This window comes from Micromonospora pisi (genome assembly GCF_003633685.1).
In the GTDB taxonomy this organism is placed as follows: domain Bacteria; phylum Actinomycetota; class Actinomycetes; order Mycobacteriales; family Micromonosporaceae; genus Micromonospora_G; species Micromonospora_G pisi.
Genome location: NZ_RBKT01000001.1, coordinates 6,421,875 through 6,439,870 on the forward strand (window position 1 = coordinate 6,421,875; position 17,996 = coordinate 6,439,870).

The window sequence follows — 17,996 nt, forward strand, 5'->3', positions numbered from 1 at the left end:
TGTTGGTGCCGGTGACGGTGGCACCCTTGGCGCGTGCGGTTGCTGGTGGTGGAGGACGAGGCGCGGCTCGCCGCCGCCCTGCAACGGGGTTTGCAGGCGGAGGGTTTTGCGGTCGACATCGCCGGTGACGGGCTCACCGGTCTCGACCTCGCCCGGCACGGTGGGTACGACGCGATGATCCTGGACGTGATGCTGCCCGGGCTTTCCGGCTACCGGGTGGTGCGCCAGCTACGGGCCGAGGAGCAGTGGCTGCCGGTGCTGATGCTCTCGGCCAAGGACGGCGAGTACGACCAGGCCGACGGACTGGACTGCGGGGCGGACGACTACCTGACCAAACCGTTCTCGTACGTGGTGCTGCTGGCCCGGCTCCGGGCACTGCTGCGTCGTGGCGCGCCGCAGCGTCCGGCGGTGCTCACCGCGGGGGACCTCAGCCTCGATCCGGCCAGACGGAGGGTGACCCGCGCCGGTGCGGAGGTCGAGTTGACCGCCCGCGAGTACGGGCTGCTGGAGTACCTGCTGCGCCGGGCCGGGGAGGTGGTCTCCAAGACGGAACTGCTCGACCATGTCTGGGATGCCAGCCTGGAGACCGCCCCGAACGCGGTCGAGGTGTACGTCGGTTATCTCCGCCGCAAGATCGGTCGGGACCGCCTCCAGACGATCCGTGGCGCCGGCTACCGCCTCACCATCACATGAGCCTCCGCCAGCTCCTGCCCCCTCGGTTGGGAAGGGCCCCTTCCGCTACCGAAAACGATAGGAAGGGGCCCTCCCTTACCCTGAGCCTGCGGGCGCGGTTGATGGTGATCGGGGTGGCGGGGTTGGCGGCCGGCCTGGCCGTCGGCGGCGTGCTGCTGGTCGTGGCACTCGGCTACGCGCTGGAGCGCACCGTCGACACCGAGGCGTTCAAGACCGCCGACGCGGTCGCCATGCTGGTAACCGAGAACGCCCTGCCGAACCCGTTGCCGGTCGCCGGAGCGGAGGTACGCGTGCAGGTCGTCGACGCGCACTCGCGGATCACCGCCGCCAGCATCAACGCCGACCGGCTGGTGCCGATGCTCGACCGCGACAAGATCGCCGGTATCCGGGACCGGTCCGGGACCTACATCCCGGGACGCCAGCTCGGAGTGACCGGACCGGTACGCGTGGTCGCGGTGCCCGCCGGCCCGCCAGGCGACCCGCAGACCGTACTCGTGGCCAAGTCGATGAGCGACGTCACGCACAGCCTGAAGCTGGTGCGTACCGTCCTGACGATCGGGTTCCCACTGCTGCTGGTCCTGCTGGCGGTGGTCGCCTGGCGGGTGATCGGCGCGACCCTGCGGCCGGTGGAGGCGCTGCGGGCCGGGGCCGAGGAGATCACCGGCGGTACCCGGCCGGGGCAACTGCCCGTACCCGCGTCCCGTGACGAGATCCACCGGTTGGCGGTCACGCTCAACGGGATGCTGGACCGGCTGGAGGCGGCCCGGCTCCGGCAGCGGGCCTTCGTCGCCGACGCCGCGCACGAGCTGCGCAGCCCGCTGGCGAACATGCGTACCCAGTTGGAGGTGGCGCAGCACCTCGGTGGCCGTACCGACTGGGCGGCGGTCGCCGACGACCTGCTCGCCGACACCAACCGGTTGAGCCGGCTGGTCGACGACCTGTTGCTGCTGGCCAGGGCCGACGACGGGGTTCCCCGGCCACGACGGGCGAGTGGGCCGGTGGAGCTGGTGGAACTGCTGAGCGGGGTGGCGCAGCGGTACCCGTCGCCACCGGTGCGGGTCACGCCCACCGCCGTACCGGCGTGGACCGAGGGGGAACCGGACGCGTTGAGCCGGGTGGTGGCCAACCTGCTCGACAACGCGGTACGGCACGCGGCGGGTGAGGTGGTGCTGACCGTGGTCGCGTCGGAGCGCGCCGACCCGGGTTTCCACCTGGTGACCGTCACCGACGACGGCCCGGGTATCCCGGAGAGCGACCGGGAGCGGGTCTTCGACCGGTTCACCCGGTTGGACGACGCCCGGACCCGGGATGCCGGCGGAGCCGGACTGGGCCTGGCCATCGTCCGGGAGCTGGTACGCCGCCTCGGCGGTACGGTCCGGCTCGGACCCGCCGATGCCGACGGCGGTCCCGACCACGCCGCCCCTCGCCCCCGCCCCGGGGCTGCTCCCGCTCCCGCCTCCGGCCCGGGCCTACGGGTCGAGGTACGGCTACCGGCCGTGCGCCCGCCGGCCGTCTGAACACCGGGGGCGTCTCAGCTTGCCCCGGTTCGCTTGGTGCAGACCGGTTCGCTCCGTCCCACCAGGTCCACCGAGTAGACGACGGCCACCGTGAAGCAGTAGTCGGTGTTCCGGTTCAGCGAGTAGACGATGAAGCTGTCGGTGCCCGGGGGTAGTTCGTGGATGGCCCTGGGGTCCTGCCCGGTCCGCCCGGCCGAGATCACCACCGGGCCCTCCGCGCCCGGCGGATAGGTCCAGCTGAGGCTGACACTGTCCCGGCTGTCCCGCAGGGAGAGTCCGCTGGGCGGCGCCCCGGGCGTGACCGGTGGCGTGGCGACCGGGCCGGCCGGCGCGCTCTGTTCCGGTGTCGTGCCCGGGCTCGGCCCGTTCGGGGTCGGTTGACCCGGTCCGGTCGGGCCCGGGTCGGAGTCGCTGGTCAGCGCGAAGCCGGCGACCACGGCAACCGTGCCGAGCAGCACCACCACCAGGCCGGCGACGATCACCGGCAGGGTTCGCCGCAGTGGCCGGCGCGGCGGTTGGTAGATCCGGACCGGTAGTTTCGCCTGTTGTCGTCGTTCCGGCAGGTGGCGGGTGCCGGTTCCGCCGCCCGTACCGGCGGTGCGGAACCGGTCGTCGCCGGGTGCGGCGGTCATGCCCGGTACGGCGGGCGGCAGTGGGGAACCGCCACCGGGAAGCGGGTGGTCCCAGCCGCCACCGGCCGGGGCGCGATCCCAGCCGCTGCCGGCCGGCGCGTGGTTCCAGTCCGTGCCCGAGGGCTCGTGGGCCCAGGAGTCGTTGTCCCGTTCGGTTGACTGGTCGGTACGCCAGTCCGATCGGCCGCTCGCCGTCCAGCCGTCGCGGTCGTCGGCGGGTTCGTCGTCCGGATCGGGTTCGGCCCGGTCGGGGGGCCACCACCGGCTGTCGTGCTCCACCGCGCTCTCGCCCGACGCGGGGTAGACGGCGTCGGCCGGCGAGGCACCGGGGCCGAAGGGACCGTGGTCGACCGGGGAGCGTGGTGGCGGCACCCGGGGCGGCGGCATCCGTGGTGGTGGCGGGGGGTCGGGCGGACCGGCGCCGGGGGGCGTCGCCGCAGCCGGATAGTGCTCACCGCTCGCCGCTGCCGGCGGGTAGCTCCCGGTGGACGGCGGGTAGCCGCCCACGGGTGCGGCGTACGGCTCGGCGGCGGGTGGATGGGTCGTGCCCGGGGCCACGTACGAGGTGGCGGGGGCCGGGTAGTCGTGGTTCGGTGTGGCGTGGGCGCCGGTCGGGGCGGCGCGGTCGTCCGGGCCGGGGTAGGCGTCGGCGGGTGCCGGGTAGCTGTCCGGGCCGGGGAAGTCGTCGGTGGTGGCGGACGGTGCGGGGTCGAGGTGTCCGGCCGGCGCCCGGTCCGGTTCGGCCGACTGCCCGTCGGCGCAACTGTGGTCCGGGTTCGCCGCGGCGCGGGCGAGCGCCGCCACCTGCACGGCGAGCGGGTGGTCGGCGGGAAGGTGTTCGCGGCACAGTTCGCGGGCGAGGGCCAGGTGTTCGTGTGCCTCGGCGAAGTGCCCGCAGTCGCGCTGCATCGAGCCGAGTCGGGCGAGCATCCGGATGCCGCTGAGGTGGCCGTCGCCGTACACCTCGCGGTGCAGTTCCCAGGCGTCCTCCAGCCGGTTGCGCGCGAGCTGGCACTCACCCTGGGCGTACTCCACTGTGGCCAGGTCGGCGTGGGCGGCGAGGACCCGTAGTGACTCGGGACCGTCGGTGGCGGTCAGCTCGATGATGACGTCGCGGTAGAGCCGGGCGGCCCGTTCGTGGCTGCCGACCCGGTGCAGTACGGCGGCGAGGGTGGCCGCGCTGGCGACCGTACGTGGGTCCGACGGGCCGTGCAGCCGGGTGGCCGCGGCGTACGCGAACGCGGCCCAGCCCCGGGCGGAGTGCGGTTCGCCGAGTGCGACCAGCACCCTGGCCTGTAGCCCGGCCGCCTCGGTCAGTTCCGGCGAGGCGTGTGCCGGGCTGGGATCGGCGCTGTTGAGGGCGGCGCTGAGCAGTTCCTGCGCGCCGGCCAGGTCGCCGGCGGCCACGAGTTGTTGCGCCTGGGGGGTGAGATCGCCGAAGCCGGGAGACACGTCCCATCGTGCTGGTCCAGCAACGTTCAGTACAAGAGGTGGATGGGGGGCAGTTTGGTCATGATGCCGGACGTTTCGGGTCGAGATGGTCGACCAATGCTTCGCTGATTCGCCGCAGTTGGTCGATCTGCGCTGGGCTGAGCGGGTCGAACAGGTGCCGGCGTACTCCCTCGACGTGGCCGGGCGCGGCCGCGACCAGTTCGTCGAAGCCCTGGTCGGTCAGGACGGCGAGCTGCCCGCGACGGTCGGTGGGACAGTCTTCGCGCCGGACCCAGCCGAACTGTTCCAGGCGCCCGACGGCGTGCGAGAGCCGGCTGCGCGAGGAGCCCACCCGCGCGGCCAGTTCGCTCATCCGCAGCCGGCGGTCGGGAGCTTCGGAGAGGTGCACCAGGATCACGTAGTAGGCGTGCGGCATGTTGGCGTCCTGTTGCAGCTCCCGGTCGAGCGTCTCCATCAGCGCCTGGGTGGCGGCGAGGAAGGTCCGCCAGGTGCGCTGTTCCTCGGGATCGAGCCAGCGGGTCATGAGGTAGAGCATAACGCGGATGGTTGAACGCTCAACTATCTCGCGCTACCGTGGGCGCATGGGTATCCACCGCCTCAACCACGCCGTACTCTTCGTCGGCGACCTGGCCCGCAGCGTTGCCTTCTACCGCGACGTACTCGGCTTCCGGCCCGTCCCGATGACGCCGGACAACTTCGCCGGAGCCGTGTTCCTCCAGGCTCCGGGCTCCACCAACGACCACGACCTGGGTCTGTTCGAGGTCGGTGGCAACGCCGGACCGTCCGGTGCCGGGCGCGGCACGGTCGGCCTCTACCACCTCGCCTGGGAGGTCGACACCCTGGACGAGCTGTCGGCGACCGCCGCCCGGCTCGCCGAGGCGGGTGCGCTCTCGGGCAGTTCCGACCACGGCACCACCAAGAGCCTCTACGCCCATGACCCGGACGGGCTGGAGTTCGAGGTGGTCTGGCTGGTCCCGGCCGACCAGCTCGACGACGCGGCGCTCGCCGCGCGCAAGCGGATCGGCCGGCTCGACCTCGACCGGGAGAAGCAGCGGTACGGCGGGCAGACGCGCGGCGGAGTGGGCATCTCCGTACCGGCCTGACGGGCGGGCGTACGAAACCGATCGGTGAGCCCGGCCGGCGCGGGGCGGGGCGGATGTGACTTCGTCCGACCGGCACGGTACAACGACAGCATGGATCCCGACCCGATCACCGATGTCCTGCGTGACCTGCTCGTTTCCGGGGTCGCCGGGTGGGCTCCCGGTGCGCTGTCCGCGCCCGGGCGCCGCGCCACCCTGGTCTACGCGTACCCGGGGGGAGACAGCGCGACGGTCGAGGCGGCGCTGCGGGTCTTCTCCGGTCCCGCGCAGCCGAGGCGGGGACAGCGGGTGACCGTCGTGGTGCTCGCCGCGCAACCAGGTGACCTGGGGGACAGGCTTGGCGCCGGCCAGGCCGAGCTGCCGGCGGAGCTGAACGTGCACGTCGTACCCGGTGGATTCGACCGGTTGCCGGTGGCCCTCAAGGCGGCCGGTGCCGCCGGTGCACCGCTGTTGGCGGTGCTGGACGCGAGCCAGGGACCGGCACCGGACCCGGCGGCGGTCGCGGCGGTCACCGCAGGGCGGCCGGCCGAACTGCTGCTGGTGCTCGGCGGCCCGGCGCGGGCCGAACTGGACCACCGCCGGGTGCTGTCCGACGCCGGGTTTTCCCTGGTCGGGGACGTGGAGTTGATCGGTACGCCGGATCTCCCACCTCGGCTGCTGGTCTTCGGTACGTCCTCCGGCAAGCGGCTGGAGGCATTCAAGGACGGGCTCTGGGCCGTCGGCGGCGACTCGCGGGTCCGGTACCGGGATCCCCTTGTGCCCGGAGAGCCGCTGCCGATGACACCGAGTCCGGACCCGCAGCCGCTGGGACGACGCCTGCTGGCCCGGCTCGGGACCGTGGGTCGTTGCTCGGTGAGCGAGTTGCGCCAGTTCACCGCCGGGCAGACGGTCTACCGGGCAGGGGACGCGAACCGGGCCCTGGTCGACCTGCTCGCCTCGGGGCTGGTCCGCCGTGACCCGGTCGACGGGCGGCTCGGCGGCGACGTGGTGATCGAACTGGTGCCTCCGGCGGTCATGCCTCCCGGGTCGGCCGCCCCGGTCGGCTGACCGGCGGGCGACCCGGGCCGGTCGGGGACGCGGGCTGGTCCCGGGACGCGGAGCGGACATGCCGAGCGGGGTGCCGACCCGCTGGCCGGCACCCCGCTCGGATCGCTTTGTTCAGTGTCGCGCCTTGTCCTGCTTCCAGGACAGTGGGCCGGGCAGGTCGACGCGGTGCGCGCGGGCCCGGGAGTTCCACGACCAGCGACCGATCTTGATGCTCCAAGAGGAGAAGCCGTTTTCGGTGAAGTTGAGGATCAGCGGACCGAACTTCTTGCGCTTCCGGAACATCAGGCCCATGGCCGTGCTCCCTTCGTAGGTTCTGTCGATGTCGGGGGATGGATCCAGGATTCCCTGCCCGTTGTCGGGCCAAACCTGGCCGGTCCTCTTGCGACGGTCCTACCCAGAACCCGTCCCGTCATGATATGCATCGATATCTCGGATGGTGGTTGGTGATTGACCGGGTAGGTCGGCACCGGCACCATGGGGGCAGGTATCGACGGGCCCAGCCCGTCCCCCTTCCTCCCTGATCGCCGGCCACCGTAGTCCGCGCGGTCCCGCCCGATCCACTTTGCTACCGGCCCGGACCGGTGTCGGGTCGGTCGGCCCAGCCGCGTCGAGGAGGGACACGATGATCGTTACGGTGTCCGGTGATCCGAGCCCGAACTCGCCCACTCTCCACCTGGCCGAGCAGGTGAGCGCCGCGATCGCCGCCCATCTCGGTCGGTCGACCCCGGCCACGGTCGACCTGGCCCGGTTGGCCCCGCAGCTGCTGGGTACCGGCAGCACCGACGTGTCCCGGGCGGTGGAACTGGTCCGCCGGGCCAGCCTGCTGGTGGTCGCGACCCCGACCCGGCAGCGCGGCTACGCGGCCGTACTCAAGCTCTTCGGCGAAGTCCTGCCGGCCGACGGCCTGCTCGGGATCGGCGCGGTGCCGGTGGTGACCGCACCCGAGCCACGTGGCAGCCACGAGACGCACCGGCAGTTGGCCGACTGGCTCGCCGGCCTCGGTGCCACGGTGGTGGATCCGCCGCTGCTGATGCCGGAGACACTCGTCGCCCGACCTCGCGCGGTCGCGCTGGCCTACGCGGTCCGCCTGCTCGGCACCCTGCCCCCGGTCCCGGTTCGCCCGGCGGTATGGCTACCGGCCTGAGCGCTCCGCGACCCTTGGTTCAGCGTGGTTGCCACGCGTCGGGCCGGGTGGTCAGCTTCCGTACGTGGGCCGGCATCCGACCGCTGACCAGTTCGGCCAGACTCACCTCGTCGACCACGTCACGAACCGCCGCCCGGACCGCGATCCAGAGCCGGGGCAGGTTCTCGGCGGCTCCTTCGTACCGGGTCTCCTCGGGGCGCAGTCCGCGTACGCCGGCGAGTGGCCCGTCGACGGCTCGCAGGATCGCGCCGACGCTGACCTCCCGGGGCGGGCTGGCCAGGGTGTAGCCGCCCTCCGCGCCGCGCTGCGCCCGTACGATGCCGGCCCGGCGCAGGTCCGCCAGGACAGCTTCGAGGAATTTGCGTGGCATGTCCTGCTGCTGGGCGATGGCCTGGGCCGACATCAGCGACGGGTACGCCGAGGCGAGGCTCAGCGCCGCCCGGACCGCGTAGTCGCCGCGCGCGGATATTTGCACCACCCCATCATGCCCGTTCGCCGACCCTCCTCCCGGGACAGGCCCACGGCCAGCGACCGGAGGTGGGGGACGGGCGCGTCATCCGGGGACCGAGGCGTGCGGCGGCGCACCGAGCAGGAGCTGCGGTCCGACCGGGCGCTGTCCCGGCACCCGGGGGGTGACCGTGGGTCGGTCGGAACCGCCGATCCCGTTGCCGGTCGTCTCGGCGGGTTCGGCTCCGTCACCGGTGGGGACGACGGGCCGCCCCAGCCCGGTCCGGAAGGCACCCGGGCTCTGACCCACCTCACGCTGGAAGAAGCGGCCGAAGTTGGTCGGTTCGGGAAAGCCGAGCCGCCGCCCGATCTCGGCGATCGGTTCGTCGGTCGCCGCGAGCAGTCGCCGGGCCTGCAATGCCACCCGGTCGTCGACCAGCTGTTTCGCGCTGCGGCCGGTCTCGGCGAGGCAGGCGCGGGTCAGCGTACGCACCGAGCAGCCCAACCGGGCGGCGTAGTCCTCCACCCGCCGGGTGTGCTGGAAATGCGCCTCGATCTCCCGACACAGCCGCTGGTACGTGCCGTCCTCCGCGGCCGTCGCCGGGTCCGGGGCCTCCGCCGCTGGTGCGACCGGTGACGCGGGTGTCCCGCTGGGAAGGAGGGCGAGTCGGAGCAACAGCACAGCGAGTTGGTGGCGCAGCAGGTCGGTGGCGAGTTGCCGGCCCCGGTGGCGTTGGCAGTCCACCACCAGTTGGCTCACCTCGTTGATCACCGCATCCTGGTCCTCGCCAGCCAGTTGCCAGTGGGTGGGCCCGAGCGGATAGCTGCCGGGGGTGAGCCGGTCGAGGGTGTCGTCGGACCAGCAGACGACCGCGGCGTCCCACCCGCCCGGTGCGTCGGTACGGACCAGTTGGCCCGGTCGGGCCAGGATCAGTGTCCCCGGTCGACACTGGTACGTCTGGAAGTCGACCTCGTAACTGCCGTGCCCGACGGTCACCAGAAGCAGAAGATGGTGGTCGAGCAGCGCGGGCCGTCTCGGCCCGGAATCGGTCGACAACTCGCGCAGGGTCGAGGTGCCGATGCGCGCCAATCGTGATGCGGAGGCGGAACCGGCCGTGTGCTGGGAAGTCTGACCGAAACGGACCATCCGCCTGACGGTAGCCGCAGCTCAGGCCCCGCGCATCCGAGCGCGCCGACGCGTGGCCGATTGATTTCAGACAGTGACCGGATGGGACCAGCGGTCGGACGGCCGGCCACCGAGGTCGTACCGGAGTGGTTCTGTCGCTGCCCTGTGGTCAGCGACCCGGCGCGCGGTCGTCGATGCCGTACACCCGTAGTTCGTCGACCCGGTGGTCGTCGAAGGCCGCGCCGGCCCGCTCCAGCATCTTCGGGTCGTCGTCGATCGCGAACTCCGGCAGCACCTCGGTCTCCTCCGTCTGGATGTGCTGCGCGACGGCTTCGCTGAACTCGCGCAGTGCCCCCTCGAACCGGTCGCTGGTCGGGTCGCTCGCGCGCAGCGCCTCGAGCCGCTCCTCGGCGGTAGCCAGATCCGGCATCCGGTCGGCGGCCCGGTCGTTCCCGGCCAGCAGCGGATAGACCTGTTCGGCGGCGCGCCGGTGGGCGGCCAGCCGGGCACGGACCTCCTCCACCACGGCTACCCGGTCGACAGCGGGATCCCGCAGTTGATGGAGGAGTTTTTCCAGGACCCGGTGGTCCTGCTGGATCAGGCTAACCGCGTCGTTCATCGCGTCATCCTCCTGGAGCGCCGAGCATCCGTTGGGTACCCGAGGCGCAGGAGCGTCAAACGGCGCCCCGCCTGCCCCGCCGGTCGGCGTCGGGGTCGTCGGAGGCGTCGTGACCGAGGCTCCGGTGGTCCGGTCCGGGTCCGTCCCGGCTGGACCGGAGGTGGATCGACGAACGGAACCGGCGCGGGTCGACGGCCGGGGAACGGACACCACCGGGGCCCAGCCGGACCCGAGGGACGGGCGGGTCCGAAGGGGTTGCCCCGATGGTGGCACCGCGACTAAGTTACCGAACGGTATCGGATGAGTTAGTGATGTCACAAGAGTGACAAACGACGATTCCTGGGAGAGGTGCGCATGCCGGGGCTCTTCTCGGTCGAGGGCAAGACGGTGCTGGTCACCGGTGGTTCGCGGGGGATCGGGTTGATGATCGCCCGCGGCTTCGTCGAGGCGGGCGCACGGGTGATCATCTCTTCTCGTCGTGCCGACGTCTGTGACGAGGTGGCGCAGCGGCTCTCCGAGTTCGGAACCTGTGAGTCGATCCCCGCCGACCTCTCCAGCGCCGAGGGCGCCGACCGGCTCGCCGAGCTGGTGTCGGCTCGGGTGCCAGGGCTGGACGTGCTGGTCAACAATGCCGGCGCGACCTGGGGGGCGCCACTGGAGGCGTACCCGGAGAGTGCGTTCGACAAGCTCTGGGCGGTGAACGTCAAGGCGGTGTTCCGGCTCACCACGGCACTGCTGCCCGTGCTGCGCGGTTCGGCGAGTGTCGAGGACCCGGCCCGAGTGATCAACATCGGGTCGATCGACGGCATCAGGGTGCCCTCGATGGAGGTCTACGCCTACTCGGCGACCAAGGCGGCGGTGCACATGCTGACCCGCAGCCTGGCCCACCAACTGGCCCCGGAACACATCACCGTCAACGCGATCGCGCCCGGTCCGTTCGAGAGCAAGATGATGGCTTTCGCGTTGAACGACCCGAACACCCGGGCGGCCATCGAGCATCAGGTGCCGCTCGGCCGGATCGGTCGACCGGAGGACATGGCCGGGGCGGCGATCTACCTGGCCTCCCGTGCCGGCGCATACCTGACCGGTGCGGTCATTCCGGTCGACGGGGGCATGACCACCCACGGCTGAACGGATCGGCACCGATCGGGCGAGAATGCTACATACGTGGTACCTCACCTGGGCGTACGTACCGGGTCAGGGTAGGCCGACGCCGCGCGGACTCGGCAGGTCCGCGCGGCGCCGCTGTTGTCCCTGCCGTTCACCGACCGGCGAGCAGCCGGTTGACCGCGGCATCGACGTCCAGGTGTTCGCTCTCCCGGCCCCGGGGCACGACCACGTAGGTCCGCCGCAGGAACCTGACCAGGACGCTTCGGGGCACCTCGAACAGCGCGTTCCCGTCTGGTGAGGAAAGGGCGAGCGCGACGAAGTCTCCGCGCGGTGTGGCCCAGGGCCACACCCGGACATCGCCGATTCCGGCGGGCTCGTCGAGCCCGGTGACGAGTAGCTCTCGGGCGAAGGACCAACTGACCGCTTCGCCGCCGGCAGATTCGGCATGAAACAGGACATGGACCGCGTACGGGTCGGCTGGGTCGTAGCGCAGACTGGCGCGCACCGGCAGCGCGGTGGCATCAGGTGCGACGAGCCTTAACGACGTCTCGACCTCGACTGTCGTCGGTCGGATGACACTCATGGACGTTCTCCCCCCGGCACCGCTGCGAGGCGTACGTGCCCCGCTTTTCCCATCCTCAGGTGATGAACCTGGTTACGCTCCGCCATACGCTGATCTCACCCAGTAGTGGGAAGAGGGTCCCCAAACGCCGCTCAAAATCGAAAATTTAGGTAGGATGTCCAGTTCTACCCAGGTCCCTGATTCCACCCGGCGCCGGATGGTTCACACGTCGACTCACTCCGGTAACGTCCAGTCGTCCTGTTGAGTGACGGGCCGGGGCGACACTGAGGGGCGAAATGGTCATCAAATGCTCCTCAATGGAGCAATGACCGACGGTGACGGTGACGCGGTGCGCCCCCTGCTGGGTGGGTCGACACCCGTGATCAAGGAGCGGAGGTACCAGGTGTCCGACGACGAGCGCGTCACCTACGAGAGCGGGCCGAAGCCCGCCGAGGGCGACTCCCTGGTGGCGGAGCGAGAGTCGGAGCCGAAGAGTCTTCGGCAGCGGGTACAGACGGCCCTGGAGATCATCCGGGCCAACCCGACCGGCCGGATCGCTCTCAAGATCGTCGTGGCGGTGGTCGGCGCGGTGGTGGTGCTGGTCGGGCTCGCGCTCATCCCGTTGCCCGGCCCCGGCTGGCTGCTGGTGATCGCCGGTCTCGGGGTCTGGGCGATCGAATACCACTGGGCCCGGCGCCTGCTCGCCTTCACCCGGCGCAACGTGCAGGCCTGGACCCGCTGGGCGGGCCGGCAGTCCTGGCCGGTACGGCTCCTGCTCGGAGCGGTCGGCCTGGTCTTCGTCAGCGTGGTCGTCTGGCTCTCGCTGAAGTACAGCCTCGGTATCGACCTGGTCGCCGACGTACTCCACTACCTCGCGACCCACTGAGGCCCATGCGGCGCCCCGCCCGCAGGGGATGGCCACCCCCGAAGATGCGGGGTGCCGACCGGATCAGGTACAGTCATGCGCGCTGAGGGCGATTAGCTCAGCGGGAGAGCGCTTCGTTCACACCGAAGAGGTCACTGGTTCGATCCCAGTATCGCCCACCAGTAAGAGGGTATGTCCTGTCGAAGGACATACCCTCTTGTTGTTGGCGGGTGACCGATCGAGGGATTGGCGGGTCCGCCATTCAGTCACCGCTTTTCCCGTTGAGTCCGGTGTGACCCGAATGGTCCCGACAAGCTGACCGATGCGGACCGTCGTGACTCCGCGTAACCCCATTCATCACCGGTTCGTTGAGCGCGAAGAAGCGTGACAGCGGGGAAGAAGCGGGACAGCGTGAAGAAGCGGGGCGGGGCGGTAGTGGGCCGGACGCGGGTGCCGGTCGACCCACCCACCCGGTGAACTCCTGACCGCCGAGCGGACCCGTCCGGTGAGTTGACCGCCATCCATACTGGACCGGCGGACGAGGAACCGGGGCGTCCGGCGTACGGCTCGGTGATGACCTGAGGGTCGTCGCCGGCCTGCCCTCCTCGGCTTCTGCTTCGGACTGTTGCTGGCCACGGTCGCGGACGTACCGAGCTGGTCCGGACTCGGACACGTCTGCGCCCACCCGCCACGGTGGTCGTCATGGGTGGCGGTGACTGACGTACGCGGTCGCGACCTCGGCGCTTTGGCGAGGAGGTGGTTAGGCTCGCCAACGGCGGCACCCGCCTGCCATGAGCAGCGAGGAGACACGACATGACCACCCCTGACGGATCGGCCGAAACGGACGTCTGGTTCCCCCACGACGAGGGCCAACTGTCGGCGGAGGACACGCTGGAGGACCGAGGGCTCGACGACGCGCTCGACGAGGGCTACTCCCCGCCGGAGAACTACCGGGGCTCGACCGCCTTCGGTGTGACCGCCGAGGAGGCGAGCATCGGTGAGTCGCTCGACCAGCGGCTCACCCAGGAGGTCCCGGAGCAGGCGACGCCGTGGGACGGCCCGGTGCTCCGTACCGACCTCGACGAGGACGCACTCTCCCGCGAGGCTGACGAGTTCCTGGATGCCAACGAGGTCGGGGACCTGCGGGCCGGGCGCCTGGTCGCCCCGGACGAGGGCTTGGGACCCGACGTCGACGGTGAGTCGATCGGCAGCGATGTCGGAATCGCCGGTGGCGGCGCGTCGGCCGAGGAGGCCGCGATGCACATCGTCGAGTTCCCCTGACCGGTTCGACCCGACCAACCCGACCTGATCCGACGGGCCGGTGCTGGTGTGACGTGCCCCGCACCGGCCCGTGGGAACTCCAGATCGCGTCCGCACGACCACCTACCGGGTTCCGGAACAGGCGGAAGTGAGGTCGGTGCTCGTGCGGGTCGGACGGATCGTGGCGCGGATGGTGTTGCCGGCGGTAGCCGGGCTCGCCGTACTTCTGGCCGGTGTGCCGGCCGCCGCGCCGGCCTGGGCGCATTCCCGGCTGCTCGGCACCAACCCGGCCGACGGCACGACCGTGACCAGTCCGGTCGCGGCGGTCCGGCTGACCTTCGACGAACTCGTGCGGGCCGACCTGAGCACCGTCGTGGTCGAGGACGCGAACCAGCGTCGTTACGCTGACGGGCCGGTCCAGGTGCTCGACCACGAAATGAGCCAGCCGGTGCATCCGCTGGGTTCTGGCGACTACCGGGTCGCGTGGCGGGCGATCTCCGCCGACGGGCACCCGGTGCAGGGCGAGTTCCGGTTCAGCGTGGCGCTGCCACCCGGTCAGGAACCGGCTCCGCCGGTCCAGCCCGCTCCGCCGGTCGAGGCGGCCCCGGTCGGTGCGACCACGACCACACCCGCCGGCCCGGACCGGCGTTGGTGGTGGGTGGGGGGAGCGGTCGCCCTGGTCGCCGTCGCCGCCGGCCTGATCCGGGTACGGCACGGTCGAGCGGCCCGAACCCGATGAGCGGCCCAGGTGCACCGGAGATCCGTGCCGTTGCCGCTCCGGTCTCCGCTGGCGCCGGTGGGCGGCGCTGGTGGTTGCCGGCCGCCGTCGGGGTAGCGGCACTGGCCGTGCTCCTGCTGGCGCTGCGGCTCGGCGGGGCGGTGGAGAGCACCGCGATCGCCGGACTGCCCGACCCGGGCCCGGTCACCCGCTGGGGGCTGCCCCTGCTGCGGCTGGTCCTGGACGGGTTCGCCACCGTCACCGTCGGTCTGCTGCTCACGGCCGCCTTCCTACTTCCCGGCGACCGGGGCAGTGTGTCACCGCGCGGTTACCTGCTGCTTCGTCGGGTGACCGGCTGCGCGATCGGCTGGGCGTTCTCGGCAGCCGCCATGCTCGTACTGACCGTCTCCGACCTGCTCGGGCAGCCGATCGGCCAGGTGCGTTCCGCCACCGTCCTCAGTTTCGCCACCTCGATCAGCCAGGGGCGGGCGCTGGCATTGCAGGCCGGGCTGGCGCTGCTGCTCGCCGTACTGTCCAGGGCCGGGGTATCCCGGACACTGGCCGCGACCATGGCCGTACTGGCGCTGGTCGCGGTGCTGCCACCGGCGTTCACCGGGCACGCGGCCGGCGCCGGCAACCATCAACTGGCGGTGACCAGCCTGGCCCTGCACGTACTGGCCGCCACCGTCTGGCTCGGCGGCCTGGTCGGGCTGCTTTCGGTACGGAGCGGGCGGTTGCTGGCCGACGCGGCGGCGCGGTACAGCCGGCTCGCCCTGGCCTGCTTCGTCCTGGTGGCCGTGAGCGGGCTGACCAACGCCTGGGTACGGCTGGGGGAGTGGAACCAGCTCTGGCACTCCAGCTACGGGTCCCTGCTGCTCGGAAAGATCGCCGCGCTGCTGCTCCTGGGCGGGCTCGGTGCCCTCCACCGGGCCCGTACGCTGCCGGCCCTGCGGGCCGGAACGGCGGGGGCGTTCGTCCGGCTGGCCGCCGGCGAGGTGGTCGTCTTCGCGGCCACGTTCGGTCTGGCCGTGGCGCTGTCCCGCAGCCCGACCCCGGTTCCGGACAACCCGGTCGAGCCCGATCCGCTGGTCGAGCTGCTCGGCTTCGGGCTGCCACCGGCGCCGACGGCGGCACGGATGCTCGGCGACGTACTGCCGGACATGTTCTTCCTGACCCTGACCGGGTTCGGGATCGCCGCGTACCTGATCGGTGTGTATCGACTGCGCCGCGCGGGCCACCTGTGGCCGTGGTCGCGGACCGCGAGCTGGCTGGCCGGGCTGCTGCTGCTCGCCGCGATCACCAACCTCGGCGTCGCCCGGTACGCGTACCTGCTCTTCAGCGTGCACATGGTCCAGCACATGGTGCTCTCCATGGCGGTGCCGATCCTGCTCGTCGGCGGGGCGCCGGTCACGCTCGCCCTGCGGGCGCTGCGCCGACCCGCCGACCCCGAGGTGCGTGGCGCCCGGGAGTGGTTGCTGATCCTGATCCACAGTCGGGCGTTGCGGGTGCTGACCCATCCGTTGATCGCTCTCGGCATCTATGTCGCCAGCCTCTATGGGCTCTATTTCAGTGGGCTGCTCGGCACCCTGATGCGTTACCACCTGGGGCACCTGGCGATGCTCACCCACTTCGTGCTCGCCGGTTACCTGCTCTTCTGGGTGCTGATCGGGATCGACCCCGGCCGGCGGCGGCTGCCCCAGCCTCTGCTCGTGGTGATCCACTTCGCGGCGATGATCTTTCACGCCTTCCTCGGTGTGATCCTGATGCAGTCGACCACGGTCATCGCCCCGGACTGGTACAGCTCCGTACACCCGGACTGGGCCGGCACGCTCCTCGCCGACCAGCACCTCGGCGCCGGCATCGCCTGGGCGTTCGGTGAGGTACCGGCGGTGATCGTGATGGCTCTGCTGGTCCGGCAGTGGATCCGGGCGGACGAGCGGGAGCAGGCCCGGCTCGACCGTGCCGCCGACCGGGCGCGGGCGAGCGGCGAGGAGGACGAACTCGCCCGCTACAACGCCTTCCTGGCCGAGGCGGCCCGTCACGACACGCGCCGGTAGCGCGTGGCGTTAGGAAGGGGCCCTTCCTCTACCGGAAACGATAGGAAGGGGCCCTTCCTTCTCAGGCGGCGCGGTGGGTGTCGTGGCGGGCGTGCGCGGGGCGGGGACCGGGGTGGGAGCGGACCAGCCGCAGCGGCGGCATCGGGGCGGCTTCCTCGGCGTCGAAGCTGGCCCGCCAGCGGGACGGCCCGGAATCGTGCTGCCGGGGCGGTTCGCCGGGGTCGAGCGCCGGCCGGGTCAGGGCGAGGATGATCAGGTAGCCGGCCACGATGAAACCGTGGCTGAGGATCCGGCTCACGTCCACCCGGCCGACGATCATGTCGTTCGCCGAGAGCAGGGTGAGCACCGCCACGAAGGCGGTGAGGGTGGGCAGGATCCCGACCGGCCGGGTACGCCGCAGCGCGATCCAGCCGAAGCCGGCGCCGATGGCCACGTTCCAGGCGGCCGACTCGTGCCAGAGGTGGTTGGCCGGGACCGTGGTCCCGGTCAGGTCGTGCAGGTGCTGGGTGCCCGCGATGCCGGCGATCTGTGCCGCTCCGAGGACGAACTGCACCGCCCCGAGCACCCCCAACAGGACGCGCAGCGTGATCGCCAGGCGCAGCCGGCCGGGGCCGGGTGCCGCCGCGAGCAGCCGTTCGTCGAGTTCGCCTTGGGCGCTGACCACGCTGGTCCGGGCCAGTCGGGTCACCGTGGCGGCGGCATCCATCCACGAGCGGCATTCCGCGCATTCGCCGAGATGCCGCTCCACGACGTGCCGCTCGGCCGGATCATCCTCGCCGTCCAGCCACGCCGAGAGCGCCTCCCGGTACTGTTCGCACCCCACACTCATATTGTCGGTCCCCGGCTCCGTCGAGTTCCCGTGAAGCGTCGAGTTTCCGCCGCGGACGCCGCTGCGCCGTCAAGACGCCGCTGCCAACACGGATGAGGACGCCCTTTCCATGGTGATGCCGCAACCCTAACCGGGGGCCCGGCAGGTTAACCTTCCCCTATGCCTGCGACCGGGTCCGAGGACGACGAGATCACCCGCTGGGCGTTGGCCGCGAAGGCCGGCGACCGGACCGCGGCTGGTGCTTTCATCCGGGCCACCCAGCGCGACGTGCACCGATTCGTCAGTCACCTGGCCGGGCCGCAGGAGGCGGAGGATCTGACCCAGGAGACCTATCTGCGGGCGATGCGGGCGCTGCCCCGGTTCGCGGCCCGGTCGTCCGCGCGGACGTGGCTGTTGGCGATCGCGCGACGGGTCGCGGCGGATCACATCCGCGCGCTGGTCCGTCGTCCACGCACCACCGAGCTTTCCGACTGGCAGGGCACCGTAGACGCGACCGGGGCCGGGTTCGAGGAGGGCGTCCTGCTCGACCAGTTGTTGCGTACGTTGCCCCGGGACCGGCGTGAGGCGTTTGTCGCCACCCAGGTGGCGGGGCTGAGTTACGCCGAGGCGGCGCTGGTCTGCGACTGTCCGGTGGGCACCATCCGGTCGCGGGTGGCGAGGGCGCGGGCGGACCTGGTCGTCGCGATGCGGGAGCAGGGCGGCCCGGAGGGCCGGCTCCGGGTGATCAGCTGACCCGACGGCCGTCGGCGTAGCCGGGGACGGGTGTGGTGTCGGCGCGGACCCGTACCGGCTCCCATCGAAGATCAACGAAATCGCTC

The 17,996-nt window shown here is 71.5% G+C and carries 18 protein-coding genes, 1 tRNA gene and 1 pseudogene; 12 read left to right on the forward strand and 8 right to left on the reverse strand.

From position 1 onward, the window contains the following. Window positions 1–33: 33 nt before the first annotated feature. Both BDK92_RS27590 and BDK92_RS27595 read left to right on the forward strand, forming a co-directional pair. Window positions 34–693 carry a response regulator transcription factor gene (locus BDK92_RS27590; protein ID WP_121159312.1) on the forward strand — a complete coding sequence of 220 codons (660 nt, stop codon included), beginning with the start codon at window positions 34–36 and terminating at the stop codon, window positions 691–693. 101 nt (window positions 694–794) lie between these two features. Then, window positions 795–2,210, forward strand: coding sequence for a sensor histidine kinase (locus tag BDK92_RS27595; RefSeq protein ID WP_121159313.1), 1,416 nt, complete (start codon window positions 795–797; stop codon window positions 2,208–2,210). A gap of 14 nt (window positions 2,211–2,224) precedes the next feature. Here the strand turns inward: BDK92_RS27595 and BDK92_RS27600 are convergent, their stop codons facing one another. Both BDK92_RS27600 and BDK92_RS27605 read right to left on the reverse strand, forming a co-directional pair. Further along, window positions 2,225–4,294 carry a tetratricopeptide repeat protein gene (locus BDK92_RS27600; RefSeq protein WP_121159314.1) on the reverse strand — a complete coding sequence of 690 codons (2,070 nt, stop codon included), beginning with the start codon at window positions 4,292–4,294 and terminating at the stop codon, window positions 2,225–2,227. A gap of 58 nt (window positions 4,295–4,352) precedes the next feature. Continuing rightward, window positions 4,353–4,829 (reverse strand): MarR family winged helix-turn-helix transcriptional regulator, encoded by a 477-nt coding sequence (locus tag BDK92_RS27605; RefSeq protein WP_121159315.1) that lies wholly within the window; start codon window positions 4,827–4,829, stop codon window positions 4,353–4,355. Between the two features lie 46 nt (window positions 4,830–4,875). Here BDK92_RS27605 and BDK92_RS27610 point away from each other — a divergent pair, with 46 nt between their 5' ends. Beyond that, complete coding sequence (locus tag BDK92_RS27610; protein ID WP_121159316.1) at window positions 4,876–5,397, forward strand: VOC family protein; 522 nt, start codon at window positions 4,876–4,878, stop codon at window positions 5,395–5,397. A gap of 90 nt (window positions 5,398–5,487) precedes the next feature. Further along, on the forward strand, window positions 5,488–6,441 hold the full coding sequence (locus BDK92_RS27615) for a hypothetical protein (RefSeq protein ID WP_121162642.1): 954 nt from the start codon (window positions 5,488–5,490) through the stop codon (window positions 6,439–6,441). Window positions 6,442–6,552: 111 nt separating this feature from the next. On the opposite strand, the gene BDK92_RS27620 is transcribed toward BDK92_RS27615, so the two are convergent. Then, the gene (locus BDK92_RS27620; protein ID WP_121159317.1) at window positions 6,553–6,732 is read right to left on the reverse strand and encodes a DUF4236 domain-containing protein; all 180 of its coding nucleotides are present in this window, start codon (window positions 6,730–6,732) and stop codon (window positions 6,553–6,555) included. A gap of 331 nt (window positions 6,733–7,063) precedes the next feature. Between BDK92_RS27620 and BDK92_RS27625 the strand changes: the two genes are divergently transcribed. Continuing rightward, window positions 7,064–7,585 (forward strand): NAD(P)H-dependent oxidoreductase, encoded by a 522-nt coding sequence (locus tag BDK92_RS27625; protein WP_121159318.1) that lies wholly within the window; start codon window positions 7,064–7,066, stop codon window positions 7,583–7,585. A gap of 19 nt (window positions 7,586–7,604) precedes the next feature. Here BDK92_RS27625 and BDK92_RS27630 read toward each other — a convergent pair whose 3' ends face one another. The 3 genes and pseudogenes from BDK92_RS27630 to BDK92_RS27640 all read right to left on the reverse strand — a co-directional run bounded on the left by BDK92_RS27630 (window position 7,605) and on the right by BDK92_RS27640 (window position 9,777). Continuing rightward, window positions 7,605–8,060, reverse strand: a complete 456-nt coding sequence (locus BDK92_RS27630; protein WP_121162643.1) for an RrF2 family transcriptional regulator — start codon at window positions 8,058–8,060, stop codon at window positions 7,605–7,607. A 158-nt stretch (window positions 8,061–8,218) separates the two neighbouring features. Continuing rightward, window positions 8,219–9,179 (reverse strand): annotated as a pseudogene (locus BDK92_RS27635) (helix-turn-helix transcriptional regulator); the annotation flags it as partial. A gap of 148 nt (window positions 9,180–9,327) precedes the next feature. After that, on the reverse strand, window positions 9,328–9,777 hold the full coding sequence (locus BDK92_RS27640; protein ID WP_121159320.1) for a hemerythrin domain-containing protein: 450 nt from the start codon (window positions 9,775–9,777) through the stop codon (window positions 9,328–9,330). A 354-nt stretch (window positions 9,778–10,131) separates the two neighbouring features. On the opposite strand from BDK92_RS27640, the gene BDK92_RS27645 reads away from it, so the two are divergent. After that, window positions 10,132–10,908 (forward strand): glucose 1-dehydrogenase, encoded by a 777-nt coding sequence (locus tag BDK92_RS27645; protein ID WP_121159321.1) that lies wholly within the window; start codon window positions 10,132–10,134, stop codon window positions 10,906–10,908. Window positions 10,909–11,038: 130 nt separating this feature from the next. Here the strand turns inward: BDK92_RS27645 and BDK92_RS27650 are convergent, their stop codons facing one another. Then, the gene (locus tag BDK92_RS27650) at window positions 11,039–11,470 is read right to left on the reverse strand and encodes an SsgA family sporulation/cell division regulator (protein WP_121159322.1); all 432 of its coding nucleotides are present in this window, start codon (window positions 11,468–11,470) and stop codon (window positions 11,039–11,041) included. A 304-nt stretch (window positions 11,471–11,774) separates the two neighbouring features. Here BDK92_RS27650 and BDK92_RS27655 point away from each other — a divergent pair, with 304 nt between their 5' ends. The 5 genes from BDK92_RS27655 to BDK92_RS27675 all read left to right on the forward strand — a co-directional run bounded on the left by BDK92_RS27655 (window position 11,775) and on the right by BDK92_RS27675 (window position 16,349). After that, on the forward strand, window positions 11,775–12,335 hold the full coding sequence (locus BDK92_RS27655; protein ID WP_121159323.1) for a TIGR02611 family protein: 561 nt from the start codon (window positions 11,775–11,777) through the stop codon (window positions 12,333–12,335). An 86-nt stretch (window positions 12,336–12,421) separates the two neighbouring features. Further along, window positions 12,422–12,496 (forward strand) — tRNA-Val (locus tag BDK92_RS27660). Between the two features lie 631 nt (window positions 12,497–13,127). After that, window positions 13,128–13,595, forward strand: coding sequence for a DUF5709 domain-containing protein (locus BDK92_RS27665; RefSeq protein WP_121159324.1), 468 nt, complete (start codon window positions 13,128–13,130; stop codon window positions 13,593–13,595). 142 nt (window positions 13,596–13,737) lie between these two features. Next, window positions 13,738–14,313: a copper resistance CopC family protein gene (locus BDK92_RS27670; RefSeq protein WP_147457133.1), complete on the forward strand. Its 576-nt coding sequence runs from the start codon at window positions 13,738–13,740 to the stop codon at window positions 14,311–14,313. Beyond that, complete coding sequence (locus BDK92_RS27675) at window positions 14,310–16,349, forward strand: bifunctional copper resistance protein CopD/cytochrome c oxidase assembly protein (protein ID WP_121159326.1); 2,040 nt, start codon at window positions 14,310–14,312, stop codon at window positions 16,347–16,349. The genes BDK92_RS27670 and BDK92_RS27675 overlap by 4 nt, the downstream gene beginning before the upstream one ends. Before the next feature lie 61 nt (window positions 16,350–16,410). On the opposite strand, the gene BDK92_RS27680 is transcribed toward BDK92_RS27675, so the two are convergent. Then, entirely contained in the window at window positions 16,411–17,172 is a 762-nt protein-coding gene (locus BDK92_RS27680) for a zf-HC2 domain-containing protein (protein WP_170208701.1), read from the reverse strand. 165 nt (window positions 17,173–17,337) lie between these two features. Here BDK92_RS27680 and BDK92_RS27685 point away from each other — a divergent pair, with 165 nt between their 5' ends. Next, a complete protein-coding gene (locus tag BDK92_RS27685) occupies window positions 17,338–17,910 on the forward strand; it encodes a sigma-70 family RNA polymerase sigma factor (RefSeq protein ID WP_121159328.1) in 573 nt (190 codons plus the stop codon). Window positions 17,911–17,996: the final 86 nt, after the last annotated feature.